Here is a 20858-nt window from a genome sequence, read left to right as displayed (position 1 = left end):
GGCTGGCACCGTACGGGCAATATCAATGCGTTGCGCCATGGTGTCCCTCCCGTGGATTGATCGGCTTTTGTTGTTGTTCTGAGGGCAGTGCGATGGCCACAATGGCCTCGACCACCTGTTCCGTCTTCATGAATCGCGATCCCTTGACCAGCACGCTGCCCACCGTGGGCAATGCGTTGCGCACGGCGTCCAGCAGCGCGGCCATCTCGTTGAAATGCTGGGCCCCATCACCATAGGCCGACACGGCGTGCACCGACTGCGCTCCAAGCGCAAACAGCTTGGGGATACCGGCAGCGCGCGCCAGCGCCCCGGCTTCGGCGTGGAACTGCGGGCCCTGGTCACCGACCTCGCCCATGTCACCCATCACCAGCAACTGTGGCCCCGGCAGCTCGGCCAGCACCTGAATGGCGGCGTGCATGGAGTCGGGGTTGGCGTTGTAGGTGTCGTCCACCACCGTGACCTCGCGCCCCGCCACCAACACACTGAACGCACGCGAGCGGCCCTTGACCGGCGTGAAGTCGCGCAGGCCCTGGGCGATGGCAGCCAGAGGCGCACCCGCCGCCAGGGTGCAGGCGGTAGTGGCCAGCGCGTTGGTCACGTTGTGGCGGCCTGCAATGTGCAGACGGGTCGTGATCTCGCCCCGCGGCGTGGTCAGGGTGACAGCCCAGGCTCCGCGCTCCCAGGTGGCCTGCGCACAACGGACGTCGCCGCCATCGCCAAAGGTCATCGTGCGGCGGCCTGGCTGCTCCATGGAGAGCGACTGCCACAGTCCCGTGTAGGTATCGCCAGCTGGAAACACCGCCACGCCATCAGCGGGCAGGCCGGCAAACACCGAACCGTTCTCGCGCGCCACCGCCTCGACGGTGTGCATGAACTCCAGATGCTCACGCTGCGCGTTGTTGACCAAGGCCACCGTGGGCTGGGCCATGGCGGCCAGCGTGGCGATTTCGCCAGGGTGGTTCATGCCCATCTCGATCACCGCCGCCGCATGGCTGCTGCGCAGGCGCAGCAGCATCAGCGGCACGCCGATGTCGTTGTTGAAATTGCCCTGCGTGGCAAACGCAGCTTCACCCTGCCAGGCACGCAGGATGGACGCGATCATCTGCGTCACCGTGGTCTTGCCATTGCTGCCCGTCACGCCGATCAGCGGCAGGTGGAACTGCGTACGCCAGCCGGTGGCGAGTGCGCCCAGCGCAGCCAGGCTGTCGGGCACTTCGATGCCGGGCAAACCGGCTGCCTCCAGACCACCGTGTGCAATGGCTGCAGCGGCACCGCCAGCACGGGCATCGGCCAGGAAGGCGTTGGCATCAAAACGCTCGCCCTTGAGCGCCACAAACAGATCGCCCGGCTGCAGGGTGCGCGTGTCGGTGTGCACACGCGCCAGCGGCGTGGCGCCATCGCCCACCAGACGGGCGGTGGGAATACGCGGCTGCAGCAGCGCCCAGGCTTGCTGCAGTGTCATAACGGGTTCAAAACTGTTCATGCCCATGTGTGGGCTCCTCGGGCCTGCAGCGCAGCCTGCGCGTGGGCCATGTCGGAGAACGGCACACGCACGCCTGCCGTCTCCTGGGTGTCTTCGTGGCCCTTGCCGGCAATCAGCACCACATCGGCGGGCGCGGCTTCGGCAACGGCCTGGGCGATGGCGGCCGCACGGTCGGGCTCGGCGCGCACCGTGCCACCGGCAATCGTGCCCTGCAGGATCTGGTGCAGGATGGCGGCCGGGTCTTCACTGCGGGGGTTGTCGCTGGTCACCACCACCTGGTCGGCCTGCTGCTGGGCCACCGCCCCCATCAGCGGGCGTTTGCCCGCGTCGCGGTCGCCGCCGCAGCCGAACACACACCACAGCCGCCCGCCACGCTCGGTGGCCAGGGGGCGCAGGGCTTGCAGGGCTTTGTCCAAAGCGTCGGGGGTGTGAGCGTAGTCCACGGCCACCAGGGGTTGGCCCACCGCCACCAGCCGCTGCATGCGGCCCGGCACGGGCTGCAGGCTGGCACAGGCCCGCACAGCGCGGTCCAGCGGCACGCCCAGGCTGCGCAGCGTGGCCAGCACCCCCAGCAGGTTCAGCACGTTGTACTGGCCGATCACTCGGGTTTGCAACAGTTGCCGGTCAGCGCCCTCGATCACAGCGAAACGCAGGCCCTGGTCCCCCAGGGTGATGTCCTGTGCGGCAAGGCGCGCGGCCCCCTGAGCCGAGAGGCTCCACAGGTCGAGGGCACAGCCTTCCAGTTCACCATGCAATTGAGCGCCCACAGGGTCGTCCACATTGACGATGGCAGCCTGCAGGCCGGGCCAATCGAACAGAGCACGCTTGGCCAGCCAGTAGTCGGCCATGCTGCCGTGGTAGTCCAGGTGGTCTTGCGTGAAGTTGGTGAAGATGGCCGCGTGGATGTGCGTACCGTCGAGCCGGGCCTCGGCCAATCCAATCGACGAGGCCTCAATGGCACAGGCGCCCAGCCCCTGCGCCACAAACTGGGCAAACGCGCGCTGCAGACGCACCGGGTCGGGCGTGGTCATGCCGGTGGACGTCAACGCGGGAGGCACTCCCATGCCCAAAGTACCCACCAGCGCGCATTGATCCTGCCCTGAGTGCTTCTCATTCGATAGCACATTCAGCACGCCCGCCAGCCACCACGCCGTGCTGGTCTTGCCATTGGTCCCTGTCACCGCCAGCACCTTGAGCTGCTGTGTGGGCTGCGCAAACCATTCAGCGGCGATGGGCCCGGTGGCGGCCTTGAGGCCCGGCAGCGCGGCCATGTGATCGCCCGCAAAAGCGAAGGTCTCCACCCCCGCCTGCTCTACCAGGCAGGCCGTGGCGCCGCGCACCATGGCGTCAGCCACATGCGCGCGGCCGTCGGTGGCTGCACCGGGCCAGGCAATGAAGCCATCTCCGGGCGCGATCTGGCGGCTGTCGGTGTGCAGGGTGCCGGTCACGCGCGCGCGCAGCCATTGCACGGCGTCGCCGGCGGACTGCAGAGTGTGGAGCGGTGCGTGCATCACAGCGACTCCTCCACCGCGTTGGCCACAATCTGAGGCTTGACGGCCATGTCCGGCTGCACGCCCATCATGCGCAAGGTCTGCTGCACCACCTCGCTGAACACCGGCGCCGCCACAGCGCCGCCGTAGAACACGCCGTTGCTCGGCTCGTCAATCATCACGGCCACGATGATGCGCGGCTTGTCGATAGGCGCCATGCCGGTGAACCACGCGCGGTACTTGCCCGATGCATAGTTCTTGCCCACCTGCTTGCGCGCCGTGCCCGACTTGCCGCCCACCGAGTAGCCTACGGTCTGCGCCTTTTGGCCCGTGCCGCCGGGGCCTGCGGCCATCTGCAGCATCTTGCGCACCTGGTCGGCGGTGCGTTCCGAGAACACCGGCACGCCCACGGCGGACTCGGCCGTCTTGAGCATGGTGGCCGGAATCACCCGGCCGCCGTTGGCAAACACTGTGTACGAGCGCGCCATCTGAAACAGGCTGGCCGACAGGCCGTAGCCATAGGACATGGTGGCCTGCTCTACCGGGCGCCAGCTCTTGTACGGGCGCAGGCGGCCCGTCACCACGCCGGGGAAGTGCAGCTGCGGCTTCTGGCCGAACCCAGCGGCCGAGAAGGTCTCCCACATCTCGCGCGCGGGCATCTGCATGGCCAGCTTGGTGGTGCCCACGTTGCTGGACTTCTGGATCACCCCCTCGACCGTGAGCACGCCATAGTTGTGCGTGTCCGAGATCGTGGAGCCGGTGATAGTGATACGCCCGGGGTTGGTGTCCACGATGGTCTCGGGGCGCACGCGGCCGGTCTCCAGCGCCAGGCCAATGGTGAACGGCTTCATGGTGGAGCCGGGCTCGAACACGTCGGTGAGCGCGCGGTTGCGCAACTGCTCGCCCGTCAGGTTCTGGCGCTTGTCGGGCACGTAGCTCGGGTAGTTGGCCAGCGCCAGCAATTCGCCCGTGTGGGCATCGAGCACCACCACGCTGCCCGCCTTGGCCTTGTGCACGGCCACCTGGTCGCGCAGCTTCTGGTACGCAAAAAACTGCACCTTGCTGTCGATGGACAGCTGCATGTCCTTGCCATCGACCGGGGGCACGGTTTCGCCCACGCTTTCGACCACGCGGCCCAGCCGGTCCTTGATCACGCGGCGCGATCCCGGCTTGCCCGCCAGCTCTTTGTCGAACGCCAGCTCCATGCCTTCCTGGCCATGGTCTTCCACGTTGGTAAAGCCCACCACGTGCGCGGCGGCCTCGCCCTCAGGGTACTGGCGCTTGTATTCCTTGCGCTGGTAGATGCCCTTGATGTCCAGGGCAGCGATCTGCTGGCCTACATCCCAGTCCAGCTGGCGCTTGATCCAGACAAAGGTCTTGTCCTCATCAGCCAGCTTCCTTAGCAGGTCGGCCTGCGGCATGTCCAGCAGTTTGGCCAGCTGCTTGAGCTTGGCGCGCACCTCGGGCTTGTCCGACTCCACGTCCTCGGGGATGGCCCAGATGCTGGCAGCCGGCACGCTGGACGCGAGGATCAGGCCATTGCGGTCCACGATCTTGCCGCGGTTGGCGGGCAGCTCCAGCGTGCGCGCAAAACGCACCTCGCCCTGGCGCTGAAAGAACGCGTTGCCAAACACCTGCACATAGGCAGCCCGCCCCGCCAGCCCCAAAAAGCCCAGCGCAATCACCGCCACGATGAACTTGCTGCGCCAAACCGGCGTCTTGCTCGCCAGCAGAGGGCTCGATGTGTAGAGCACGCTGCGGCTCATGGCTGCACCCCAGCGGGTTGTGATGCAGTCGCTGCGGCCGCTGCTGCTGCAGCGACGCCCTGGGGGTCGGACACGTACTGCGTGATGGCGGGCGTGGCCGTGCGCATGTTCAGCTGCGCACGCGCGATTTTTTCCACCCGCAGCGGGGTGGCCTGGGCACGCTTTTCCACCTGCAGGCGCTGATGCTCCGTCTCCAGACGGCGGGCCTCAGCCACAGCGCGGTCCAGCTCGGTGAACAGGCGGCGCGATTCGTACTGGGTGTGCACCAGATAGATCGCGCTGGCCAGCACCGCCAGCAGCAGGACAACGTTGAGCCTGGTCATGTCAGACGACGGCTGTGCGCTCGGCCACGCGCATGATGGCGCTGCGCGAGCGGGGGTTGGCAGCCACTTCGGCGGCGCTGGGCTTGATGCGGTCGAGCGCCACGAGCTTCATGGCCTGGGGCGCGGCAAAGGGCGCGCGGCGGTCGTAGACCTCCTTGGAATGCTTGGCAATGAACTGCTTGACGATGCGGTCTTCGAGCGAGTGAAAGCTGATGACCGCCAACCGTCCACCCGGCTGCAGCACCGAGAGGCTGGCCTCTAGCGCCTGTTGCAGCTCTTCAAGCTCGGCATTGATGAAAATCCGAAGAGCTTGAAATGTGCGCGTTGCAGGGTTCTGGCCCTGCTCGCGGGTTTTGACCGCGCCAGCCACGAGGTCGGCCAGTTCGGCGGTGGTTGCAAGAGGACCCCGTTCTTCGCGCCGAGCAACAATCGCCTTTGCAATGGGGCCAGCAAACCGTTCTTCACCGTAGTCACGTATCACCTCCGCAATCTGACCGACTTCGGCCGTGGCCAACCAATCAGCCACGCTTTCGCCGCGCGTGGTATCCATGCGCATGTCCAGCGGGCCGTCAAAACGGAAACTGAAGCCCCGCTCGGGGCTGTCGATCTGGGGCGAGCTCACGCCCAGGTCCATCAACACGCCCGCTGCGCTGCCGGGTGGCAGGTCGGCCAGATGGCGAAAACCTTCGTGCCGAATAGAAAAACGCGCATCGGTGATGCGCGTTGCTTCGGCGATGGCTTCGGGGTCCTTGTCAAAGGCCACCAAGCGCCCCTGGGGGCCCAGCCGAAGCAGGATGAGGCGGGAGTGCCCCCCGCGCCCGAAGGTCGCATCGACCCAGGTACCCGCAGGCTCAGGGCCTGCGCCGCCCAGAAGAGAGTCCACGGCCTCATTGAGCAGGACGGTGGTGTGTTGCAAGGGGGATGTCACAGCGCGCCTTAAAAGGAGAAGTCCTTGAAGACATCCGGCATCTCGCCCTGCATGGCCTTGGCTTCCTGCTCGTCGTAGGTGGCCTTGTCCCAGAGTTCGAAATGGTTGCCCATGCCCAGCAGCATGGTGTCTTTGGAAATACCGGCGGCTTCGCGCAGCTCGGGGGAAATCAGTACACGGCCGGTGGCGTCCATGTCCACATCCATGGCATTGCCCAGGAAGATGCGCTTCCACCACTGGGCGGACATGGGCAACTGGGCAATGCGCTCGCGGAATTTCTCCCATTCAGGACGGGGAAAGACCATGAGGCAGCCGTGCGGGTGCTTGGTGATGGTGAGCTGGCCCGATGCCGTGGCCGCGAGGACGTCACGATGCCGGGTCGGCACGGACAGCCGACCCTTCGCATCGAGACTCAGCGACGAGGCACCTTGAAACACGGACAGATTCCCAGTTCGGTTTTGCGCCTCGCAGGTCCAGAAACAGACCTTGAGGGCACTTTTCACCACTTAATTGCACTTTTTTGCACTGTAGCAGGAAAAGCACACCGAACAAGGGGGGTGTCCCACAAACTTTTCAATGAAATCAACAACTTAGATGCGATTTCTTAGCCATCAAAACACCAAAAGTCGTTGAAAAAGAAGCACTTAGAGAGGCCTATGAAAGTGACCTCTCAAGGCTTGACCGAGTGGTCACAGGATGTAGCGCGACAGGTCCTCATCCTGACTCAGTGTCTGCAGGCGGGCGTTCACATAGGCAGCGTCAATGACGATGGTCTGACCCGATAGGCCGGTCGCATCAAAACTCACCTCGTCCAACAAGCGTTCCATCACCGTGGACAGGCGGCGCGCGCCGATGTTCTCCGTGCGCTCATTCACCTCAAACGCAATGTGCGCCAGGCGGGTGATGCCCTCGGGCGCAAACTCCAGCGTGACACCCTCCGTGGCCAGCAGGGCCTGGTATTGCTTCACAAGGGATGCATGGGTCTGCGTGAGGATGGCTTCGAAGTCCTTCACCGACAGGGACTCCAGCTCGACCCGGATGGGAAAGCGCCCCTGCAGCTCCGGGATCAGGTCGCTGGGTTTGGACAGGTGGAACGCCCCGGACGCAATGAACAGGATGTGGTCCGTCTTGATCATGCCGTACTTGGTGGACACCGTGGTGCCCTCCACCAGCGGCAGCAGATCGCGCTGCACGCCCTGGCGGGACACGTCGGCACCACTGGTTTCCTGGCGCGCAGCCACCTTGTCGATCTCGTCGATGAAGACGATGCCGTTCTGCTCGGCGTTGGCCACCGCGCGCGTCTTGATTTCCTCCTCGTTGACCAGCTTGGCCGCCTCTTCATCGGTGATGAGCTTCAGGGCCTCGGCGATCTTGAGCTTGCGGGTCTTGCGCTTGTCCTGGCCCATCTGGCTGAACATGCCGCGCAGCTGCTCGGTCATCTCTTCCATGCCCTGGGGGCCCATGATTTCAAGCGAGGGGCGGCCTTCGGCCACGTCGATCTCGATCTCCTTATCGGCCAGCGCGCCTTCACGCAGCTTCTTGCGAAAGACCTGGCGAGCGGTGTTGTCGGCCGCAGACTCGCTGCCTGCGGCTGCGCGGGCTGGGGGAATCAGCACGTCCAGGATGCGCTCTTCTGCGGCATCTTCGGCGCGGGTGCGCACCTTTTTCATCTCGGCCTCGCGCGTCTGCTTGACGGCCATCTCGGCCAGGTCGCGAATGATGGAATCCACATCCTTGCCCACATAGCCCACCTCGGTGAACTTGGTCGCCTCGACCTTGATGAACGGCGCGTCAGCCAGTTTGGCCAAGCGGCGCGCAATCTCCGTCTTGCCCACGCCGGTCGGGCCGATCATGAGGATGTTCTTGGGCGTGATCTCCTGGCGCAGGCTGCCTTCGACCTGTTGGCGGCGCCAGCGGTTGCGCAGTGCAATGGCCACGGCGCGCTTGGCGCTGGCCTGGCCCACGATGTGGTGGTCGAGTTCGGAGACGATTTCCTGGGGGGTCATGGACGACATACAGGTCTTCCTGGTATCAAATGGGGCTAGAGCGCCAATGAATCATGCGCTATTAGCTATAAAAAACAGAGCAATCAGCCCACAATGCGCTGACCGTGAAGCCATCGCTGGGCCAGTCCCACCTCCGTACGCTCAGAGCGTCTCGATGGTGTGGTTCATGTTGGTGTAGATGCACAGCTCGCCCGCAATTTCGAGCGACTTCTTCACGATCTCCTGCGCAGACAGATCGGTGTTCACCAGCAGCGCCTTGGCCGCCGAGTGGGCATAGGCACCACCTGAGCCAATCGCGACGATGCCTTGCTCGGGTTCGAGCACATCGCCATTGCCGGTGATGATGAGCGATGCGCTGGCGTCCGCCACGGCCAGCATGGCTTCGAGGCGGCGCAGCACCCGGTCGGTGCGCCAGTCCTTGGTGAGTTCGATGGCAGCGCGGGTCAGGTGGCCCTGGTGTTTTTCCAGCTTGGCCTCGAAGCGTTCAAACAGCGTGAAAGCATCGGCCGTGGCTCCGGCAAAACCCGCCAGCACCTTGCCGTGGTAGAGCTTGCGTACCTTGCGCGCCGTGCCCTTGACCACAATGTTGCCCAGCGTGACCTGACCGTCGCCGCCGATGGCGACCTGGATGCCGGAAGGCGTCTGGCGACGCACGCTGAGGATGGTGGTGCCGTGGAACACCGGATGGTTGTCTTTTGATGAGTCCATAGCTGCGGCAGATGGGGATCGTGCCCCATTTTGCAAGCCAACCCCCAGGAAGGACAGCACCTGGTCCCCGGTCGCTCTGCAAAACAAAGAGACCGCCTTGCAGGAAAGCAAAGAGAGAGTCATAGGCCGCCGCGGAGCGGCCTATGACGGGGGTACCCGCTAGTTCTTCCGGGGCACCACCCAGGCGTGCTCGTTGATGCCGATCACGTTGAAGAAGATCGCCACCAACCGCTGCAGGTTGTGGAACTGGATCACGTGGCCGTGACCTTGTTGCTCAGCCGCCCAGTTGAGCACGGAGCCTGCGGCGGCAAAGTCCACCCGGATCAGCTTGTCGCAGGCGATGGTCAGTGGCACGCCGGGCTTGAAGTGCGCCTCAAACGGCTGCAACAAGGGCGTGGCATCGCCGTCGATATGGCCGCTGAGCTGTGCGATCGGCCCGGCATCCAAGGGGGCCGGGGTCGATGATTCACCAAGATCGGCCCCCATGAAATCGCCGTCGGCCGCCAAAGGCGCCGAGCCGGAAGAGACGCCCTCGTTGTCCGAATATCCGCAGCGCGGCGACACCCAGGAGGGCGGCGATACCTCGTAGGTCACGCAGTAATCCAGCGCCACCAGCTCAAACTCGTCGGGCTTGCCCATGAGGCGCATGGCTGCCATGCGCAGGCGCCACCATTCGGGGCTGTTGGACCGGTCGCCCGACTGGGTCTTGGCGTCGAGCAGGGCATGAAACTTTTCAACCCCCGAAAACACGATCTGGCCATCGCGGTCGGCCCACAGGCTGAACTGGTCGGCCAACAGGGGCACTGCAGCCTCTTCAATGGAAGTGAGGCGTGACCAGGACAGCGTCCAGGGCGATGCAGCGCGGGCCAGCGAGGCCTGCAGGGCCGCCACCGAGGACACGGCCACGGTGGGCGGAGCGTTCCAGCTGAAATCGCGGCGCATGGCTACGGCTGGCTCGGACGCAGGAGCAGCCTCCACAACCAGGCCCAACTGCGCCGGAATGGAGAACCACAGCGGCCCCGAGCGGCCATACTGCGCCGCAAAGTCGATGGCCAGCGTATCGAAACGGTCGTGCTGCCCGGTGGCCCGGTACAGGTCGAACAGCGTCATCCAGATTTCCAGCTGCTGCGCCGGATCGTCCTGCTGATGCTGGGCCAGCACTTCCAGCAGACCAGACTCGGCGCCTGCGTGGTCACCGTTGGCAAACCGGATGGCGGCTTCTTCAAGATCGGGTTCGTGCACGAATTCCTCCGGTTCGAATGCGGGCGCGGGCGTAGCCGTAGGAGCCGCAGGGCTGAAGGATGCTTCGACGGGTAGGGTATCGCCTGGCAGCATGGTGGCGTCTGCGCCACCAAAGCGACCAATGGCCATGCTGTCATCGGCAAACAGGGGCTGGACGGCGGGCTTGGTGTCCAACGGGACAGGCAGGCTCCCGGGCATCGTGGGTGCATAGGCACGGGCATGCGCTTCCGCAGACGCCTCCGTACTGGACTCAGGCATCACCCCCGGTTGGGTGGGGGCATCGGCGCCCTGCTTGCTCTTCCACCACTGCTGGGACATCTGCGCTTCGATCTCGTCGATCTTCTTGAGCGTGACGGCCCGCTCGTCGGGCGATGCCATGCTGCTCTGGAAGAACGAGGGACGCCCAGCGGCGTCCTCCACCCGCTGCCCGTGCAAGACCTCACGCTGGCGCAGCTTGCGCAGCTGATCGAACTCGCGGCGCCGCACAAAGTCGTTGCGGCGCTTGCGCTCGATCATCTCCTTGAGCATCTGCTTGCTGTACTGACTCTCCCGGTCATCCTGGATCGAATCGAGTTCGGTCCAGTTCACCGTCGGGTTCTTCACGAACCGCACCACCTTCGATAGCAGGCCGCCGGGGGTGGATTCTTCCTTGCTCATGGCTCAGGGTGCAGAGTGCGCGCGTTGATCGACAGGCCGCAGCCTGCTCAATCCCCAAACATCTTCTGCTTGAGTTCGCGGCGTTGCTGCGCTTCGAGGGACAGCGTGGCGGTGGGGCGTGCGATCAGACGGCCAACGCCAATGGGCTCACCGGTTTCGTCGCAGTAGCCGTAGTCGCCTGCGTCGATGCGGGCGATGGACTGCTCGATCTTCTTGAGCAACTTGCGCTCGCGGTCGCGCGTTCGCAGTTCCAGCGCGTGTTCTTCTTCGATGGTGGCACGGTCGGCCGGGTCGGGCACCACCACGGTATCTTCACGCAGGTGTTCGGTGGTTTCGCCGGCACTGTTGTGGATGTCCTGCTTGAGCTGAACGAGCTTGAGGCGGAAAAACGCCATCTGCTTTTCGTTCATGTACTCGCTGTCGGGCATGGCCATGACTTCGGCGTCAGTCAGCTCGGCGACGGACTTGGTTTTCCAGTTGTTCGCCAGCTTGGGGTCTTTTTTTGCAGCCATGTAAGTGGGCTGCGCTTGCGCGGTCGTGGGCATGGTGTGTTGATAACTGGCTTTGGCAGCTGTTGAAGCCACCGTCTGTGCCATGGATGGTACGGTCAATTGGGCCAATCGGGAAGAAGGCCGGGTTGTGCGCACGGGTACCTGCGAGCCCGCTTGCAATGCAGGCGCGGGAGCGGGTGCCGCCACGGCGGGGGGCGCGGTCACCTTGGGCGCCGCAGCAGCCTTGGCAGTGGCCTTCGCAGCAACTTTGGGTGCCGCTGGGGCTGCGGCGCTTTTCGCCGCGGCGGGGGTCGCCTTGGTGGCCCCCTTGGATTTGCTGGTGTCGGCTTTCACTTCCTGGTCTCCTCGCAGTACGGGCGGGCCCCAGCTGCATTCGCAGCCAAGGGCGTGTGGCAAGCCTTCCGGGGTTTCGCCGGGGCGCGATTGTATCGACCTGGGCGGACGCAAACGGAAACGTTGCAGATACAACACAAATCGGGCGAAATCACCCGCTCGGCACTGGCAAGCAGGTCAGACCAGGCTTTGCTCCAGCCCTTGCAGGAAGATGTCCTTGGGCAGATCAATGCCAATAAAGACCATCTTGCTGGTACGCGGCTCGCCCTCGGCCCACTGGGGGCCCAGGTCGCTGCCCATGAGCTGGTGCACGCCCTGGAATATGACCTTGCGCTCCGTGCCCTTCATATTCAGTACCCCTTTGTAGCGCAGCATGCGCGGGCCGTAAATATTCACGATGGCGCCGAGGAAGTCTTCGAGCTTGGCCGGGTCGAACGGGCGGTCCGATCGGTACACAAAACTCTTCACATCGTCATCGTGGTGATGGTGATGACCATGGCCGTGCTCATGCTGGTGCGAGGGGTGGCTGCAGTGCTCGCCATGTTCGTGGTCATGGTCGTGGTGGTCATGCCCATCCCCTTCTTCCTTGAGGAAGTCCGGGTCGATATCCAGCTTGGCATTGAGGTTGAAGCCGCGCAGGTCCAGCACCTCCTTGAGCGGCACTTCGCCAAAATGCACGGCCTTGATGGGCGCGCGCGGGTTCATGTGCTTCAAGCGATGGATCAGCGCCTCGGTCTCCTCCTTGGACACCAGATCGGTCTTGGACAGGAAGATCTGGTCGGCAAACCCCACCTGGCGACGTGCTTCCTGGCGATCATTGAGCTGCTGCGGCGCGTGCTTGGCATCCACCAGCGTGATGATCGAGTCGATGAGGTAGGTCTCGGCGATCTCTTCGTCCATGAAGAAGGTCTGCGCCACGGGGCCCGGGTCGGCCACGCCGGTGGTCTCGATCACGATGCGCTCAAAGTCCAGCAGGCCCTTGCGCTTCTTGGCCGCCAGCAATTGCAGCGTCTCGCGCAAGTCTTCGCGGATGGTGCAGCAGATGCAGCCATTGCTCATCTGCACGATCTGCTCCTTGGACTCGGTCACGAGGATGTCGTTGTCGATGTTTTCTTCGCCGAATTCGTTCTCGATCACGGCAATCTTCTGGCCATGGGCTTCGCTCAAGAGGCGCTTGAGCAACGTCGTTTTGCCCGAGCCCAGGAAGCCGGTGAGGATGGTGACGGGGATCAGTGCCATAAATCTGTCTTTCAAGGGAATCAAATACTTGCGCTGCGCTGCGCGGCGCAGTGCCCCACCCAGGGGCATCTTTTTCAGTGTACCGAGGCTGTCAAGCCCCTGCTAGCACTTGGCCACACCTGAGCGCGGTCCGACCACCGTCCAGCCCGGCGGGAAACACAGGTAGCCAGGACCGGGAACCCTCTACGATAGGCCGCTGGTGGCAATCCATTGCCATCTTCACCATGACGCCACCACTAACCGCCCGCCACACTCCGCTTGCCATCGAAGGTTTCGACACGGCGCACTGGCGGGCGCTGGCCGACAAGCGCTTGGACCACCCCTGGCAGGCGCTGCCGGACCACGTCCACCGCTCCAGCGCCGGGCGCCCCTGGCAGGGCCTCGCGGTGTGGCACCAGGTGGGCCCCGTGGGCGACCTGTACGTACCCGCCCACAGCAACTGCGTCATCCTGGTGCGCCGGGGCAACCCCACGCAGCTGCTGCAACGCCATGGAGACCTGGTGGGGGAAAGGCTCTGGCAGCGCGGCGAGTCCGTGATCCTGCCCGGAGACACCCCGAGCTTCTGGCGCAGCTCGGCTGTTCGCGACAACATCCACATCGACCTGGCCCCCGCCTGGCTGCAGCGTGCCGCAGGCGGCGATGTGGCGCTGGGCCAGTGTTTTGGCCGCAAGGACCCGGTGCTCGCGGCCTTTGCCGACCTGCTTCTGGCGTCGCTGGACAACAACGCCTCACTGCAACCCGCGTTTGGCGAACACATCGCGATGGGCATTGCCATCCACCTCGTGGAAAACTACGCACTGCCCGGCGAGCGCCCGCGCACTGGCGCCACACTCACCTCGCGGCAGATGCGCCAGCTGACCGAGGCCGTGATGGCCGGCCTGCACGAACCCTGGCCAGTGGCGCGCCTGGCGGACATCGCGGGGCTCAGCCCGTTTCACTTTGCGCGCGCCTTCAAGATGTCGTTTGGCGCCACACCCCACGCCTGGGTGCACTTTCAGCGCATGGAGCTGGCCGCACGGCTGGTGCGCGATTCGCGCAAGCCGCTGCTGGAGATCGCCTTGCTCACCGGCCACCCCTCGGCGGCCCACTTCAGCCACGCCTTTCGCCGCCACTGGGGTGTAACGCCTTCGGACTACCGCCGCTCGTAGCGTGCCCAGTCGCCGGGGGTCTCACCCCACCGCGCGCGATGCCCAGGTTTTCCCCTAGGTCCGCAGCTTTGCGATACCCACCGCAGTAATTGGAAAGCAGCCCCTGCGCCCTTGCGGCACAGTCGCAACGCACTACCGCCGTGGCACACCAAAAACCAGGAGACAAACCATGACTACCCGCCGACAGTTCGCTGTCCAACTCACCAGCTTGGCCGCACTGGGCACCGGCACCTTCTCTGCCGCACAGGCACAGCAACAGTCCGACCTGGCCCGCCTGCTGGTGGGCTTTCCGCCCGGGGGCAGCACCGACAACGTGGCCCGGCGCCTGGCCGAGAAGCTGCGCGGCACCTATGCCGCCAACGTGCTCGTGGACAACAAGCCCGGCGCGGGCACCCAGATTGCCGTGAGCGCGCTCAAGGACGCCGCGCCCGACGGCACCACGCTGCTGCTGTCGCCGCCCTCCCCGTTCACCGTCTACCCCTACACCTACCGCAAGCTGCCCTATGCGCTGGAGGACGTGGCGCCCGTGTCCATGGCCTGCACCTTCCCGTTTGCGCTGGCAGTGGGGCCGGCCGTGCCCGACAGCGTGCGCACGCTGCAGGACTTTGTCGCCTGGGCCAAGGCCAATCCCGGCAAGGCCAGCTTCGGCTCGCCGGCGTCGGGCTCCACGCCGCATCTGGTGGGCAGCGTGCTGGGCAAGATGGCGGGCATCGACTTCACCCACGTCGCCTACCGGGGCGATGCGCCGGGGCTGCAGGACCTGATGGGCGGCCAGTTGCCGGCCTATTCGACAGTGCTGGGCAGCTACCTGCCGCACCTCAAATCCGGCCGCCTGCGCTTGCTGGCAGTCTCGGGCACCGAACGCAGCACCTTCGCGCCCGACCTGCCCACCTACCGCGAACAGGGCTTTGCGCTGGACATGACCGAATGGTTCGGTGTGTTTGTGCCCGCGCGCACGCCTGCTGCCACCGTGCAGCGCGTTGCCGAGGCCGTGCGCGCTGCCGTGGCCCAGCCGGACTTCGCGCGCGGCCTGGCGGAATTCGGCATGACAGCGCGCTCGTCCACGTCGCAAGAGCTGGTCACGCGGCTGCGCGCCGAGGCCGAGCAGTGGCGGGCGCACGTAAAAAACATCGGCTTCACGGCAGACACCTGAGCGCCCCCTGAATCACACAAAAGCCCCATGACAGCCAAGACCGCCTCAGCACCAAACACCCCAAACGCTACCAACCTGCCGGGCACCCTGCTCTGGCAGCCCAGCGCCGCGCGCCGCGAGCGCGCCCTCGTCATCGCCTTCGAGGGCTGGCTTGCGCGCGAGCGTGGCTTGCGCTTTGGCGGCTATGAAGCCCTGTGGCAGTGGTCGGTGGACGAACCCGAAGCGTTCTGGAGCGCACTGCTGGCCTTCTTCGACGTGCCCATGGCGCAAGCCCCGCGCCGCATGCGCTCGGACGACCCCATGCCCGCCACCCAATGGTTCGAAGGCGCGCGGCTGAACCTGGTGGACACCCTTTTGCGCCATACGCCCGGAGGCACGCAGCCCCATACACCGGCCATCGTGTTCGAGGACGAGTCCGGTGGCGCCGGAGAAATCTCGTGGCCCGAACTGCGCCGCCAGGTGGGCGCGCTGGCGCACACGCTGCGCACATTGGGCGTGCAGCCGGGCGACCGCGTGGTGGGCTACCTGCCCAACATCCCGCAAGCGGTGGTGGCCTTCCTCGCGGCCGCCAGCATCGGTGCGGTGTGGGCACTGTGTGCGCCCGACATGGGCCCCGTGAGCGTGAGCGATCGCTACCGCCAGATCGAGCCCAAGGTGCTGGTCGCGGTGGATGGCTACCGTTACGCGGGCAAACCGTTTGACCGCCGCGCTGCGCTGGGCGACATCCTGGACCAATTGCCCACGGTGAGCCACGTGGTCTGGGTACCCTGCCTCGACCCGGCGCCTGCGCCCCCCGCGCAGGCGCAGGCGCGCACCGTGGTGCACTGGGCCGATGCCGTGGCGGGCAACGCACCGCTTGAGCCGCTCGCACTCGCACCCGACCACCCGCTGTGGACGCTGTATTCATCCGGCACCACGGGCCTGCCCAAGGCCATCGTGCACGGCCACGGTGGCGTGCTGGCCAACAGCCTGGTGGCCATGGTGCTGCACAACGACCTGCACCCCGGCGACCGGGTGCTGTGGGCGGTCAACACCTCGTGGATGGTCTGGAACGCGCACGTCATGGGCTTGCTGGGTGGGGCCACCATCGTGCTATACGACGGCTCCGTCACCGGTGCGGGCGGCGGGGGGGCCGCCCCCGACTGGGCCTATCTGTGGCGCCTGGTAGGCCGTCTGCGCGTGACCACCTTCGGCGTGGGAGCCGCCATCCACCACGCCTGCCTGAAGGCCGGTGTGGTGCCCCGGCAGGTGGCCGACCTGTCGGCCCTGCACACCGTGTGCTCCACCGGATCACCGTTGTCGCCCGAGGCCTACCGCTGGCTCTACTACGATGTCAAGGACGACTTCTGGCTCAACGTAGTCTCCGGCGGCACCGATATCGCAGGGGGTTTCCTGGTGGGCCTGCCCACGCTGCCCGTGCACCTGGGCGAGATGCAATGCCGTGCGCTGGGCGCCAGTGTGCAGGCCTGGAACGACGCGAGCCAGCCGGTGATGGACGAGGTGGGAGAGCTGGTCTGTACCCGGCCCATTCCGTCGATGCCGCTGTACTTCTGGGGCGACACCGACGGCACACGCTACAAAGAGAGCTACTTCGACACCTTTCACGATGCCGAGCAGCGCCCCGTGTGGCGCCAGGGCGACTGGCTGCGATTGGTGGCCCGGCCCGAGGCTGTGGGCGGCATCATCTACGGCCGCTCGGATGCCACCATCAACCGCCAGGGCGTGCGCATGGGCACGGCCGAGCTGTACCGCGTGGTCGAGGGGCTGGACGACGTGCTCGACAGCCTGGTGGTGGATCTGGAATACCTGGGCCGCCCGTCCTACCTAGCGCTATTCGTGCAGTTGCGCGCAGGTACCACACTCGACGAGCCGCTGCGCCGACGCATTGGCCAGGCGCTGCGCACCGCGCTGTCGGTGCGCCACGTGCCCGACGAAATCCTGCAGGTGCCAGTAATCCCCAAGACCGTGACAGGCAAGAAGCTGGAGCTGCCCATCAAAAAGCTGCTTCTGGGTCACCCGGCCGAGCAGGTGCTCAAGCGTGACGCGCTGGCGCAGCCCGAGAGCATCGACTGGTATGTGCAGTTCGCGGCAGACTACCTTGCGCGCATCGCACCCGAAAAACTATCAATTTGATAGCTACCAGTTCTTGACAGATAAGCGCCAGAGGCGAAAACATCAAGATTTCCGCATCACCACGAGTCCCTTGAGGTACTCGCCCTCTGGGAACTCCAGCGTCATGGGGTGGTCGGGCGCGCCGCCCAGGCGCTCCAGGATGTAGCCATCCACGCCCGCATCCGCGCCCGCCGACGCCACGATCTTGTGGAACAGGTCGGCGCTGATGCCGCCTGAGCACGAGAAGGTGAACAGCACCCCGCCGGGCGACAGCAACTGCAGCGCCAGCCGGTTGATGTCCTTGTAGGCGCGTGCGGCCCGCTCGGCGTGGGCCGCCGTGGGGGCGAACTTGGGCGGGTCCAGGATGATGGCGTCAAAGCGCTGGCCTTCCTTGAGGAACTGGCGCAGCGAGGCATTCACGTCGGCATCGAGGAAGGTGGCCCGGTTCGGATCGAAGCCGTTGAGCGCCACGTGGGCGCGGGCGCGCTCCAGGGCCGGGCCTGAAGAATCGATGGAGGTCACGTGCCCGTCGGCCACGGTGCCTGCCGCACGCATGCCCGCCAGCGCCGCCACGCTGAAACCGCCGGTGTAGCAAAAGCAGTTGAGCACATGCTTGAAGCCCAGGCGCTGGGTGTAGTCGGCAAACCGCTGGCGGCTGTCGCGCTGGTCCAGGTAGAAGCCGGTCTTGTGGCCTTCGGCGATGTTGAGCGTCAGACGCCACTGGTGTTCACGGATCGTGAGTTCGAGCGGCGGCCCCTCCCCATCACCTGCCGCGCCCGTGGGCCCGCCGCGCAGCCAGCCGGTGGCGGGCTCCAGGCCCTCCAGCGACCGCACGCTGGCGTCCGAGCGCTCGTAGAGCTTGGTCAGCCCCGTCTCGCGCAGCAGCGCATCGGCAATCACGCCCTTCCAGCGCTCGGTACCTGCGCTGGTGAACTGAGCCACCAGCGTATCGCCATAGCGGTCCACGATGAGCCCAGGCAGGCCGTCGGACTCGCCGTGCACCAGGCGCACGCCATCGCTTTGCACGTCAAAACGGGCTCTAGCGATGATGGAACGTGCGCAAGCAGCTATAAAAAAAGGAGCATCAATACGTTGCGCCTCATCAAAGCTCCACACCCGCGCGCGGATGCGCGAGCTGGGGCTGTAGGCGGCCCAGGCCAGGAACTGGCCTTCGTGGGACTCCACACGCACGGTCTCGCCGCTGTCGCCACCGCCCTTGGCAATGGCCGATTCAAAGATCCAGGGGTGGCGGCGCAACAGCGAGCGCTCTTTGCCTGCGCGAAGTCGAAGGGTTTTCATGACCCGGATTGTGCGGGCTCGCAGGCGCTGCCGAGCCCCGTGCAATGGAAAAACGCGGGCAAGAAGTACCGGCCCGCCCGGCACGGCCCCTGTCCCGCTCGACCTTCTCTCGTCCACACCGAGTACCGGCGCACGTTTCTCCTGTCTGCGGCACGTGGCCTGTCGCATCATCAAAAATATCATATTTGACAAATATGATTCAACCTCAATACAATTGCTGAAATTATCATTTTTATCACAAGCGCCATGTCCACCCCCACCACGCTCCACAGCATCACCCGCCTGGCCCCCGCGCCAGGCACAGCCCAGGCCGTGATGACCGACCTACGCGAATTTCTGACCTTTCAGATCGGCAACGAGGAATACGGAGTGGACATCCTGCGCGTGCAAGAGATCCGGTCGTACGAAAAGCCCACCACCATTGCCAACGCGACGGGTGAGCTGCTGGGCGTGATGAACCTGCGCGGAGTGATCGTGCCCATCCTCGACCTGCGCCTGAAACTGGGGCAAACCGCCGTGCAGTACGACCACCTCAAGGTGGTGATCGTGCTGCACATCGGTCATCGCACGGTGGGCGTGGTGGTGGACGGAGTGTCCGATGTGCTCACACTGGAGCGCGAGCAACTGCGCCCTGTACCCGCACTGCGCGGCAACGTCAGGCCCGAGCACCTGCTGGCCATCGGCTCGGTCGGCCCGCGCATGCTGATCCTGCTCGACATCGAGAAATTCCTTGCCAAATCTGCGGCGGACGAGGTCCCTGCCACCAGTCACTGAGAGTCCAACCCCATACCCCAAAGAACTGGACACACCATGAAATTCAACGACCTGAAGATTTCTACCCGCCTGTCTCTGCTGCTGGCAGCACTGTGCGTGTTGACCGTTGTGATCGGCATCGCAGGCCTTACCGGCATGCAGCACGCCGACGCGGGGCTCAACACCGTGTACCAAGACCGCGTGGTACCCCTCAAGCAAATCAAGCTGGTGTCAGACGCGTACGCCGTCAACGTGGTAGATACCGCGCACAAGGTGCGCGACGGCGCGCTGACACCGCAGCAAGGGCTGGAATCCATCGCCAAGGCCAAGAAGGACATCAGCGACAACTGGACCGCATATCTGGCGACCGAGCTGGTGGCCGACGAGACGCGCTTGGTCGCCCAATTCAAAGCGCTGCAGCCCAAGGCCGATGGCGCCGTGCACACTCTGGAGAGCCTGATCGGCAACAAGGACCTGCCGGGCCTGACCGCCTATGCCGCCCAGGAGATGTACCCCGCACTCGACCCGCTGCAGGAAGTGCTGGGCGCGCTGGTACAAGTGCAGTTAGACACCGCGCGCAAGGAGTACGACCAGGCGGTCGAGTCTTATGCCAACACGCGGCTGTTTGTGGTCCTGGCCATCGCAAGTGGCGTGCTGTTTGCCCTGGGCCTTGGCTACCTGGTGACGCGCAGCATTGTGGGCCAGCTGGGCACCGAGCCTGGCACCGCCGCTGCCCTCGCGCGCAGCGTGGCACACGGCGACCTGACCGTGGCGATTGACCTCCAACCTGGCGACACCACCAGTCTGATGGCGCAGCTCAAGCGCATGCAGGACAGCCTTGCCACCATGGTGGCCACCGTGCACCAAAGCTCCATCAACGTGGCCAGCGCTTCGGAGCAAATCGCCCAGGGCAACAACGACCTGTCGTCGCGCACCGAAGAACAAGCCAGCGCACTGGAAGAAACCGCCGCCTCGATGGAGCAGCTCAACGCCACCGTGCGCCAGAACGCCGACAACTCCCGCCAGGCCAACCAACTGGCGCAAACCGCCACAACCATTGCGATGCAGGGCGGTGAGGTGGTGGCGGACGTGGTGCGCACCATGAAAGACATCAACGACAGCAGCAGCAAGATCTCCGAGATCATTGGCGTGATCGACTCCATCGCCTTCCAGACCAACATCCTGGCGCTGAACGCGGCGGTAGAGGCGGCCCGCGCAGGCGACCAGGGCCGTGGCTTTGCCGTGGTGGCCACCGAGGTGCGCGCGCTGGCCAGCCGCTCGGCCGACGCCTCGCGCGAGATCAAGGGCCTGATTAGCGCCAGCGTGGAGCGCGTGGGAGCGGGCACTGCCCTGGTGGACCGCGCCGGCCAGACCATGACCGACGTAGTGGACTCCATTCGCCGCGTTACCGGCATCGTGGGCGAGATCACTGCAGCCAGCACCGAACAAAGCCAGGGCGTGGACCAGATCAATGAGGCCATCACCCAGATGGACCAGGCCACGCAGCAAAACGCGGCCCTGGTAGAAGAAATGGCCGCTGCCGCTGCCAGCCTGAACCAGCAGGCGGGCGAGCTGGTCCACACGGTGTCCACCTTCAAGCTGCCGCAGGTCTATGAGCAGCGCGCTGCACTACAGCATCAGCCTGCGCGCCGCCCCTTGCTGGGCCACGACCATCCGCCCTTGGCAGCCGCCTGAGGTTCAGGCCT

General features: G+C 65.3%; 17 protein-coding genes. 5 read left to right on the top strand and 12 right to left on the bottom strand.

Annotated features, from left to right (window positions below):
* Window positions 1–22: 22 nt before the first annotated feature.
* From OIN59_RS05535 to OIN59_RS05485, 11 genes are all read right to left on the bottom strand, one after another.
* A complete protein-coding gene (locus OIN59_RS05535; protein WP_274107911.1) occupies window positions 23–1489 on the bottom strand; it encodes a UDP-N-acetylmuramoyl-tripeptide--D-alanyl-D-alanine ligase in 1467 nt (488 codons plus the stop codon).
* Window positions 1480–2994, bottom strand: a complete 1515-nt coding sequence (locus OIN59_RS05530; protein ID WP_274107909.1) for a UDP-N-acetylmuramoyl-L-alanyl-D-glutamate--2,6-diaminopimelate ligase — start codon at window positions 2992–2994, stop codon at window positions 1480–1482. The genes OIN59_RS05535 and OIN59_RS05530 overlap by 10 nt, the downstream gene beginning before the upstream one ends.
* Window positions 2994–4739 carry a peptidoglycan D,D-transpeptidase FtsI family protein gene (locus OIN59_RS05525; protein WP_274107907.1) on the bottom strand — a complete coding sequence of 582 codons (1746 nt, stop codon included), beginning with the start codon at window positions 4737–4739 and terminating at the stop codon, window positions 2994–2996. The genes OIN59_RS05530 and OIN59_RS05525 overlap by 1 nt, the downstream gene beginning before the upstream one ends.
* Window positions 4736–5062 (bottom strand): cell division protein FtsL, encoded by a 327-nt coding sequence (ftsL, locus tag OIN59_RS05520; protein WP_274107905.1) that lies wholly within the window; start codon window positions 5060–5062, stop codon window positions 4736–4738. Before ftsL ends, OIN59_RS05525 begins: the two co-directional genes overlap by 4 nt.
* A 1-nt stretch (window position 5063) precedes the next feature.
* Window positions 5064–5990, bottom strand: a complete 927-nt coding sequence (gene rsmH, locus OIN59_RS05515; protein WP_274107903.1) for a 16S rRNA (cytosine(1402)-N(4))-methyltransferase RsmH — start codon at window positions 5988–5990, stop codon at window positions 5064–5066.
* Window positions 5991–5998: 8 nt separating this feature from the next.
* Window positions 5999–6427: a division/cell wall cluster transcriptional repressor MraZ gene (gene mraZ / locus OIN59_RS05510; RefSeq protein WP_015012546.1), complete on the bottom strand. Its 429-nt coding sequence runs from the start codon at window positions 6425–6427 to the stop codon at window positions 5999–6001.
* Between the two features lie 252 nt (window positions 6428–6679).
* Window positions 6680–8005, bottom strand: a complete 1326-nt coding sequence (gene hslU / locus OIN59_RS05505; protein WP_274107898.1) for an ATP-dependent protease ATPase subunit HslU — start codon at window positions 8003–8005, stop codon at window positions 6680–6682.
* Window positions 8006–8137: 132 nt separating this feature from the next.
* Window positions 8138–8704: an ATP-dependent protease subunit HslV gene (gene hslV, locus OIN59_RS05500; RefSeq protein WP_274107896.1), complete on the bottom strand. Its 567-nt coding sequence runs from the start codon at window positions 8702–8704 to the stop codon at window positions 8138–8140.
* A gap of 159 nt (window positions 8705–8863) precedes the next feature.
* On the bottom strand, window positions 8864–10603 hold the full coding sequence (locus OIN59_RS05495) for an STAS domain-containing protein (protein ID WP_274107894.1): 1740 nt from the start codon (window positions 10601–10603) through the stop codon (window positions 8864–8866).
* Between the two features lie 47 nt (window positions 10604–10650).
* Window positions 10651–11448 carry an RNA polymerase-binding protein DksA gene (gene dksA, locus OIN59_RS05490; protein ID WP_274107892.1) on the bottom strand — a complete coding sequence of 266 codons (798 nt, stop codon included), beginning with the start codon at window positions 11446–11448 and terminating at the stop codon, window positions 10651–10653.
* A 177-nt stretch (window positions 11449–11625) separates the two neighbouring features.
* On the bottom strand, window positions 11626–12687 hold the full coding sequence (locus tag OIN59_RS05485; RefSeq protein WP_274107890.1) for a CobW family GTP-binding protein: 1062 nt from the start codon (window positions 12685–12687) through the stop codon (window positions 11626–11628).
* 224 nt (window positions 12688–12911) lie between these two features.
* Between OIN59_RS05485 and OIN59_RS05480 the strand changes: the two genes are divergently transcribed.
* The 3 genes from OIN59_RS05480 to OIN59_RS05470 all read left to right on the top strand — a co-directional run bounded on the left by OIN59_RS05480 (window position 12912) and on the right by OIN59_RS05470 (window position 17121).
* Complete coding sequence (locus tag OIN59_RS05480) at window positions 12912–13835, top strand: helix-turn-helix domain-containing protein (RefSeq protein ID WP_274107889.1); 924 nt, start codon at window positions 12912–12914, stop codon at window positions 13833–13835.
* Between the two features lie 169 nt (window positions 13836–14004).
* Window positions 14005–14988 carry a Bug family tripartite tricarboxylate transporter substrate binding protein gene (locus OIN59_RS05475; protein ID WP_274107887.1) on the top strand — a complete coding sequence of 328 codons (984 nt, stop codon included), beginning with the start codon at window positions 14005–14007 and terminating at the stop codon, window positions 14986–14988.
* Window positions 14989–15015: 27 nt separating this feature from the next.
* Entirely contained in the window at window positions 15016–17121 is a 2106-nt protein-coding gene (locus OIN59_RS05470) for an acetoacetate--CoA ligase (RefSeq protein ID WP_274107885.1), read from the top strand.
* A gap of 42 nt (window positions 17122–17163) precedes the next feature.
* Here the strand turns inward: OIN59_RS05470 and OIN59_RS05465 are convergent, their stop codons facing one another.
* Window positions 17164–18399: a class I SAM-dependent rRNA methyltransferase gene (locus OIN59_RS05465; protein ID WP_056059256.1), complete on the bottom strand. Its 1236-nt coding sequence runs from the start codon at window positions 18397–18399 to the stop codon at window positions 17164–17166.
* A 246-nt stretch (window positions 18400–18645) separates the two neighbouring features.
* Here OIN59_RS05465 and OIN59_RS05460 point away from each other — a divergent pair, with 246 nt between their 5' ends.
* The gene (locus tag OIN59_RS05460; RefSeq protein ID WP_274107881.1) at window positions 18646–19173 is read left to right on the top strand and encodes a chemotaxis protein CheW; all 528 of its coding nucleotides are present in this window, start codon (window positions 18646–18648) and stop codon (window positions 19171–19173) included.
* Between the two features lie 36 nt (window positions 19174–19209).
* A complete protein-coding gene (locus tag OIN59_RS05455; RefSeq protein WP_274107879.1) occupies window positions 19210–20847 on the top strand; it encodes a methyl-accepting chemotaxis protein in 1638 nt (545 codons plus the stop codon).
* The last annotated feature ends 11 nt before the right edge of the window (window positions 20848–20858 follow it).

It is taken from the genome of Acidovorax benzenivorans (genome assembly GCF_028680575.1).
In the GTDB taxonomy this organism is placed as follows: domain Bacteria; phylum Pseudomonadota; class Gammaproteobacteria; order Burkholderiales; family Burkholderiaceae_C; genus Acidovorax; species Acidovorax benzenivorans.
Note: the sequence above shows the minus strand (reverse complement) of the source record. Positions and strands in the feature narration are given on the sequence as shown.

Bases quoted from the DNA above. Each gene is read 5' to 3' on its own strand.
- OIN59_RS05535 (WP_274107911.1), bottom strand. From the start codon at position 1,489: ATGGGCATGAACAGTTTTGAACCCGTTATGACACTGCAGCAAGCCTGG.
- OIN59_RS05530 (WP_274107909.1), bottom strand. From the start codon at position 2,994: ATGCACGCACCGCTCCACACTCTGCAGTCCGCCGGCGACGCCGTGCAA.
- OIN59_RS05525 (WP_274107907.1), bottom strand. From the start codon at position 4,739: ATGAGCCGCAGCGTGCTCTACACATCGAGCCCTCTGCTGGCGAGCAAG.
- ftsL (WP_274107905.1), bottom strand. From the start codon at position 5,062: ATGACCAGGCTCAACGTTGTCCTGCTGCTGGCGGTGCTGGCCAGCGCG.
- hslU (WP_274107898.1), bottom strand. From the start codon at position 8,005: ATGTCGTCCATGACCCCCCAGGAAATCGTCTCCGAACTCGACCACCAC.
- hslV (WP_274107896.1), bottom strand. From the start codon at position 8,704: ATGGACTCATCAAAAGACAACCATCCGGTGTTCCACGGCACCACCATC.
- OIN59_RS05495 (WP_274107894.1), bottom strand. From the start codon at position 10,603: ATGAGCAAGGAAGAATCCACCCCCGGCGGCCTGCTATCGAAGGTGGTG.
- OIN59_RS05485 (WP_274107890.1), bottom strand. From the start codon at position 12,687: ATGGCACTGATCCCCGTCACCATCCTCACCGGCTTCCTGGGCTCGGGC.
- OIN59_RS05480 (WP_274107889.1), top strand. From the start codon at position 12,912: ATGACGCCACCACTAACCGCCCGCCACACTCCGCTTGCCATCGAAGGT.
- OIN59_RS05475 (WP_274107887.1), top strand. From the start codon at position 14,005: ATGACTACCCGCCGACAGTTCGCTGTCCAACTCACCAGCTTGGCCGCA.
- OIN59_RS05470 (WP_274107885.1), top strand. From the start codon at position 15,016: ATGACAGCCAAGACCGCCTCAGCACCAAACACCCCAAACGCTACCAAC.
- OIN59_RS05465 (WP_056059256.1), bottom strand. From the start codon at position 18,399: ATGAAAACCCTTCGACTTCGCGCAGGCAAAGAGCGCTCGCTGTTGCGC.
- OIN59_RS05460 (WP_274107881.1), top strand. From the start codon at position 18,646: ATGTCCACCCCCACCACGCTCCACAGCATCACCCGCCTGGCCCCCGCG.
- OIN59_RS05455 (WP_274107879.1), top strand. From the start codon at position 19,210: ATGAAATTCAACGACCTGAAGATTTCTACCCGCCTGTCTCTGCTGCTG.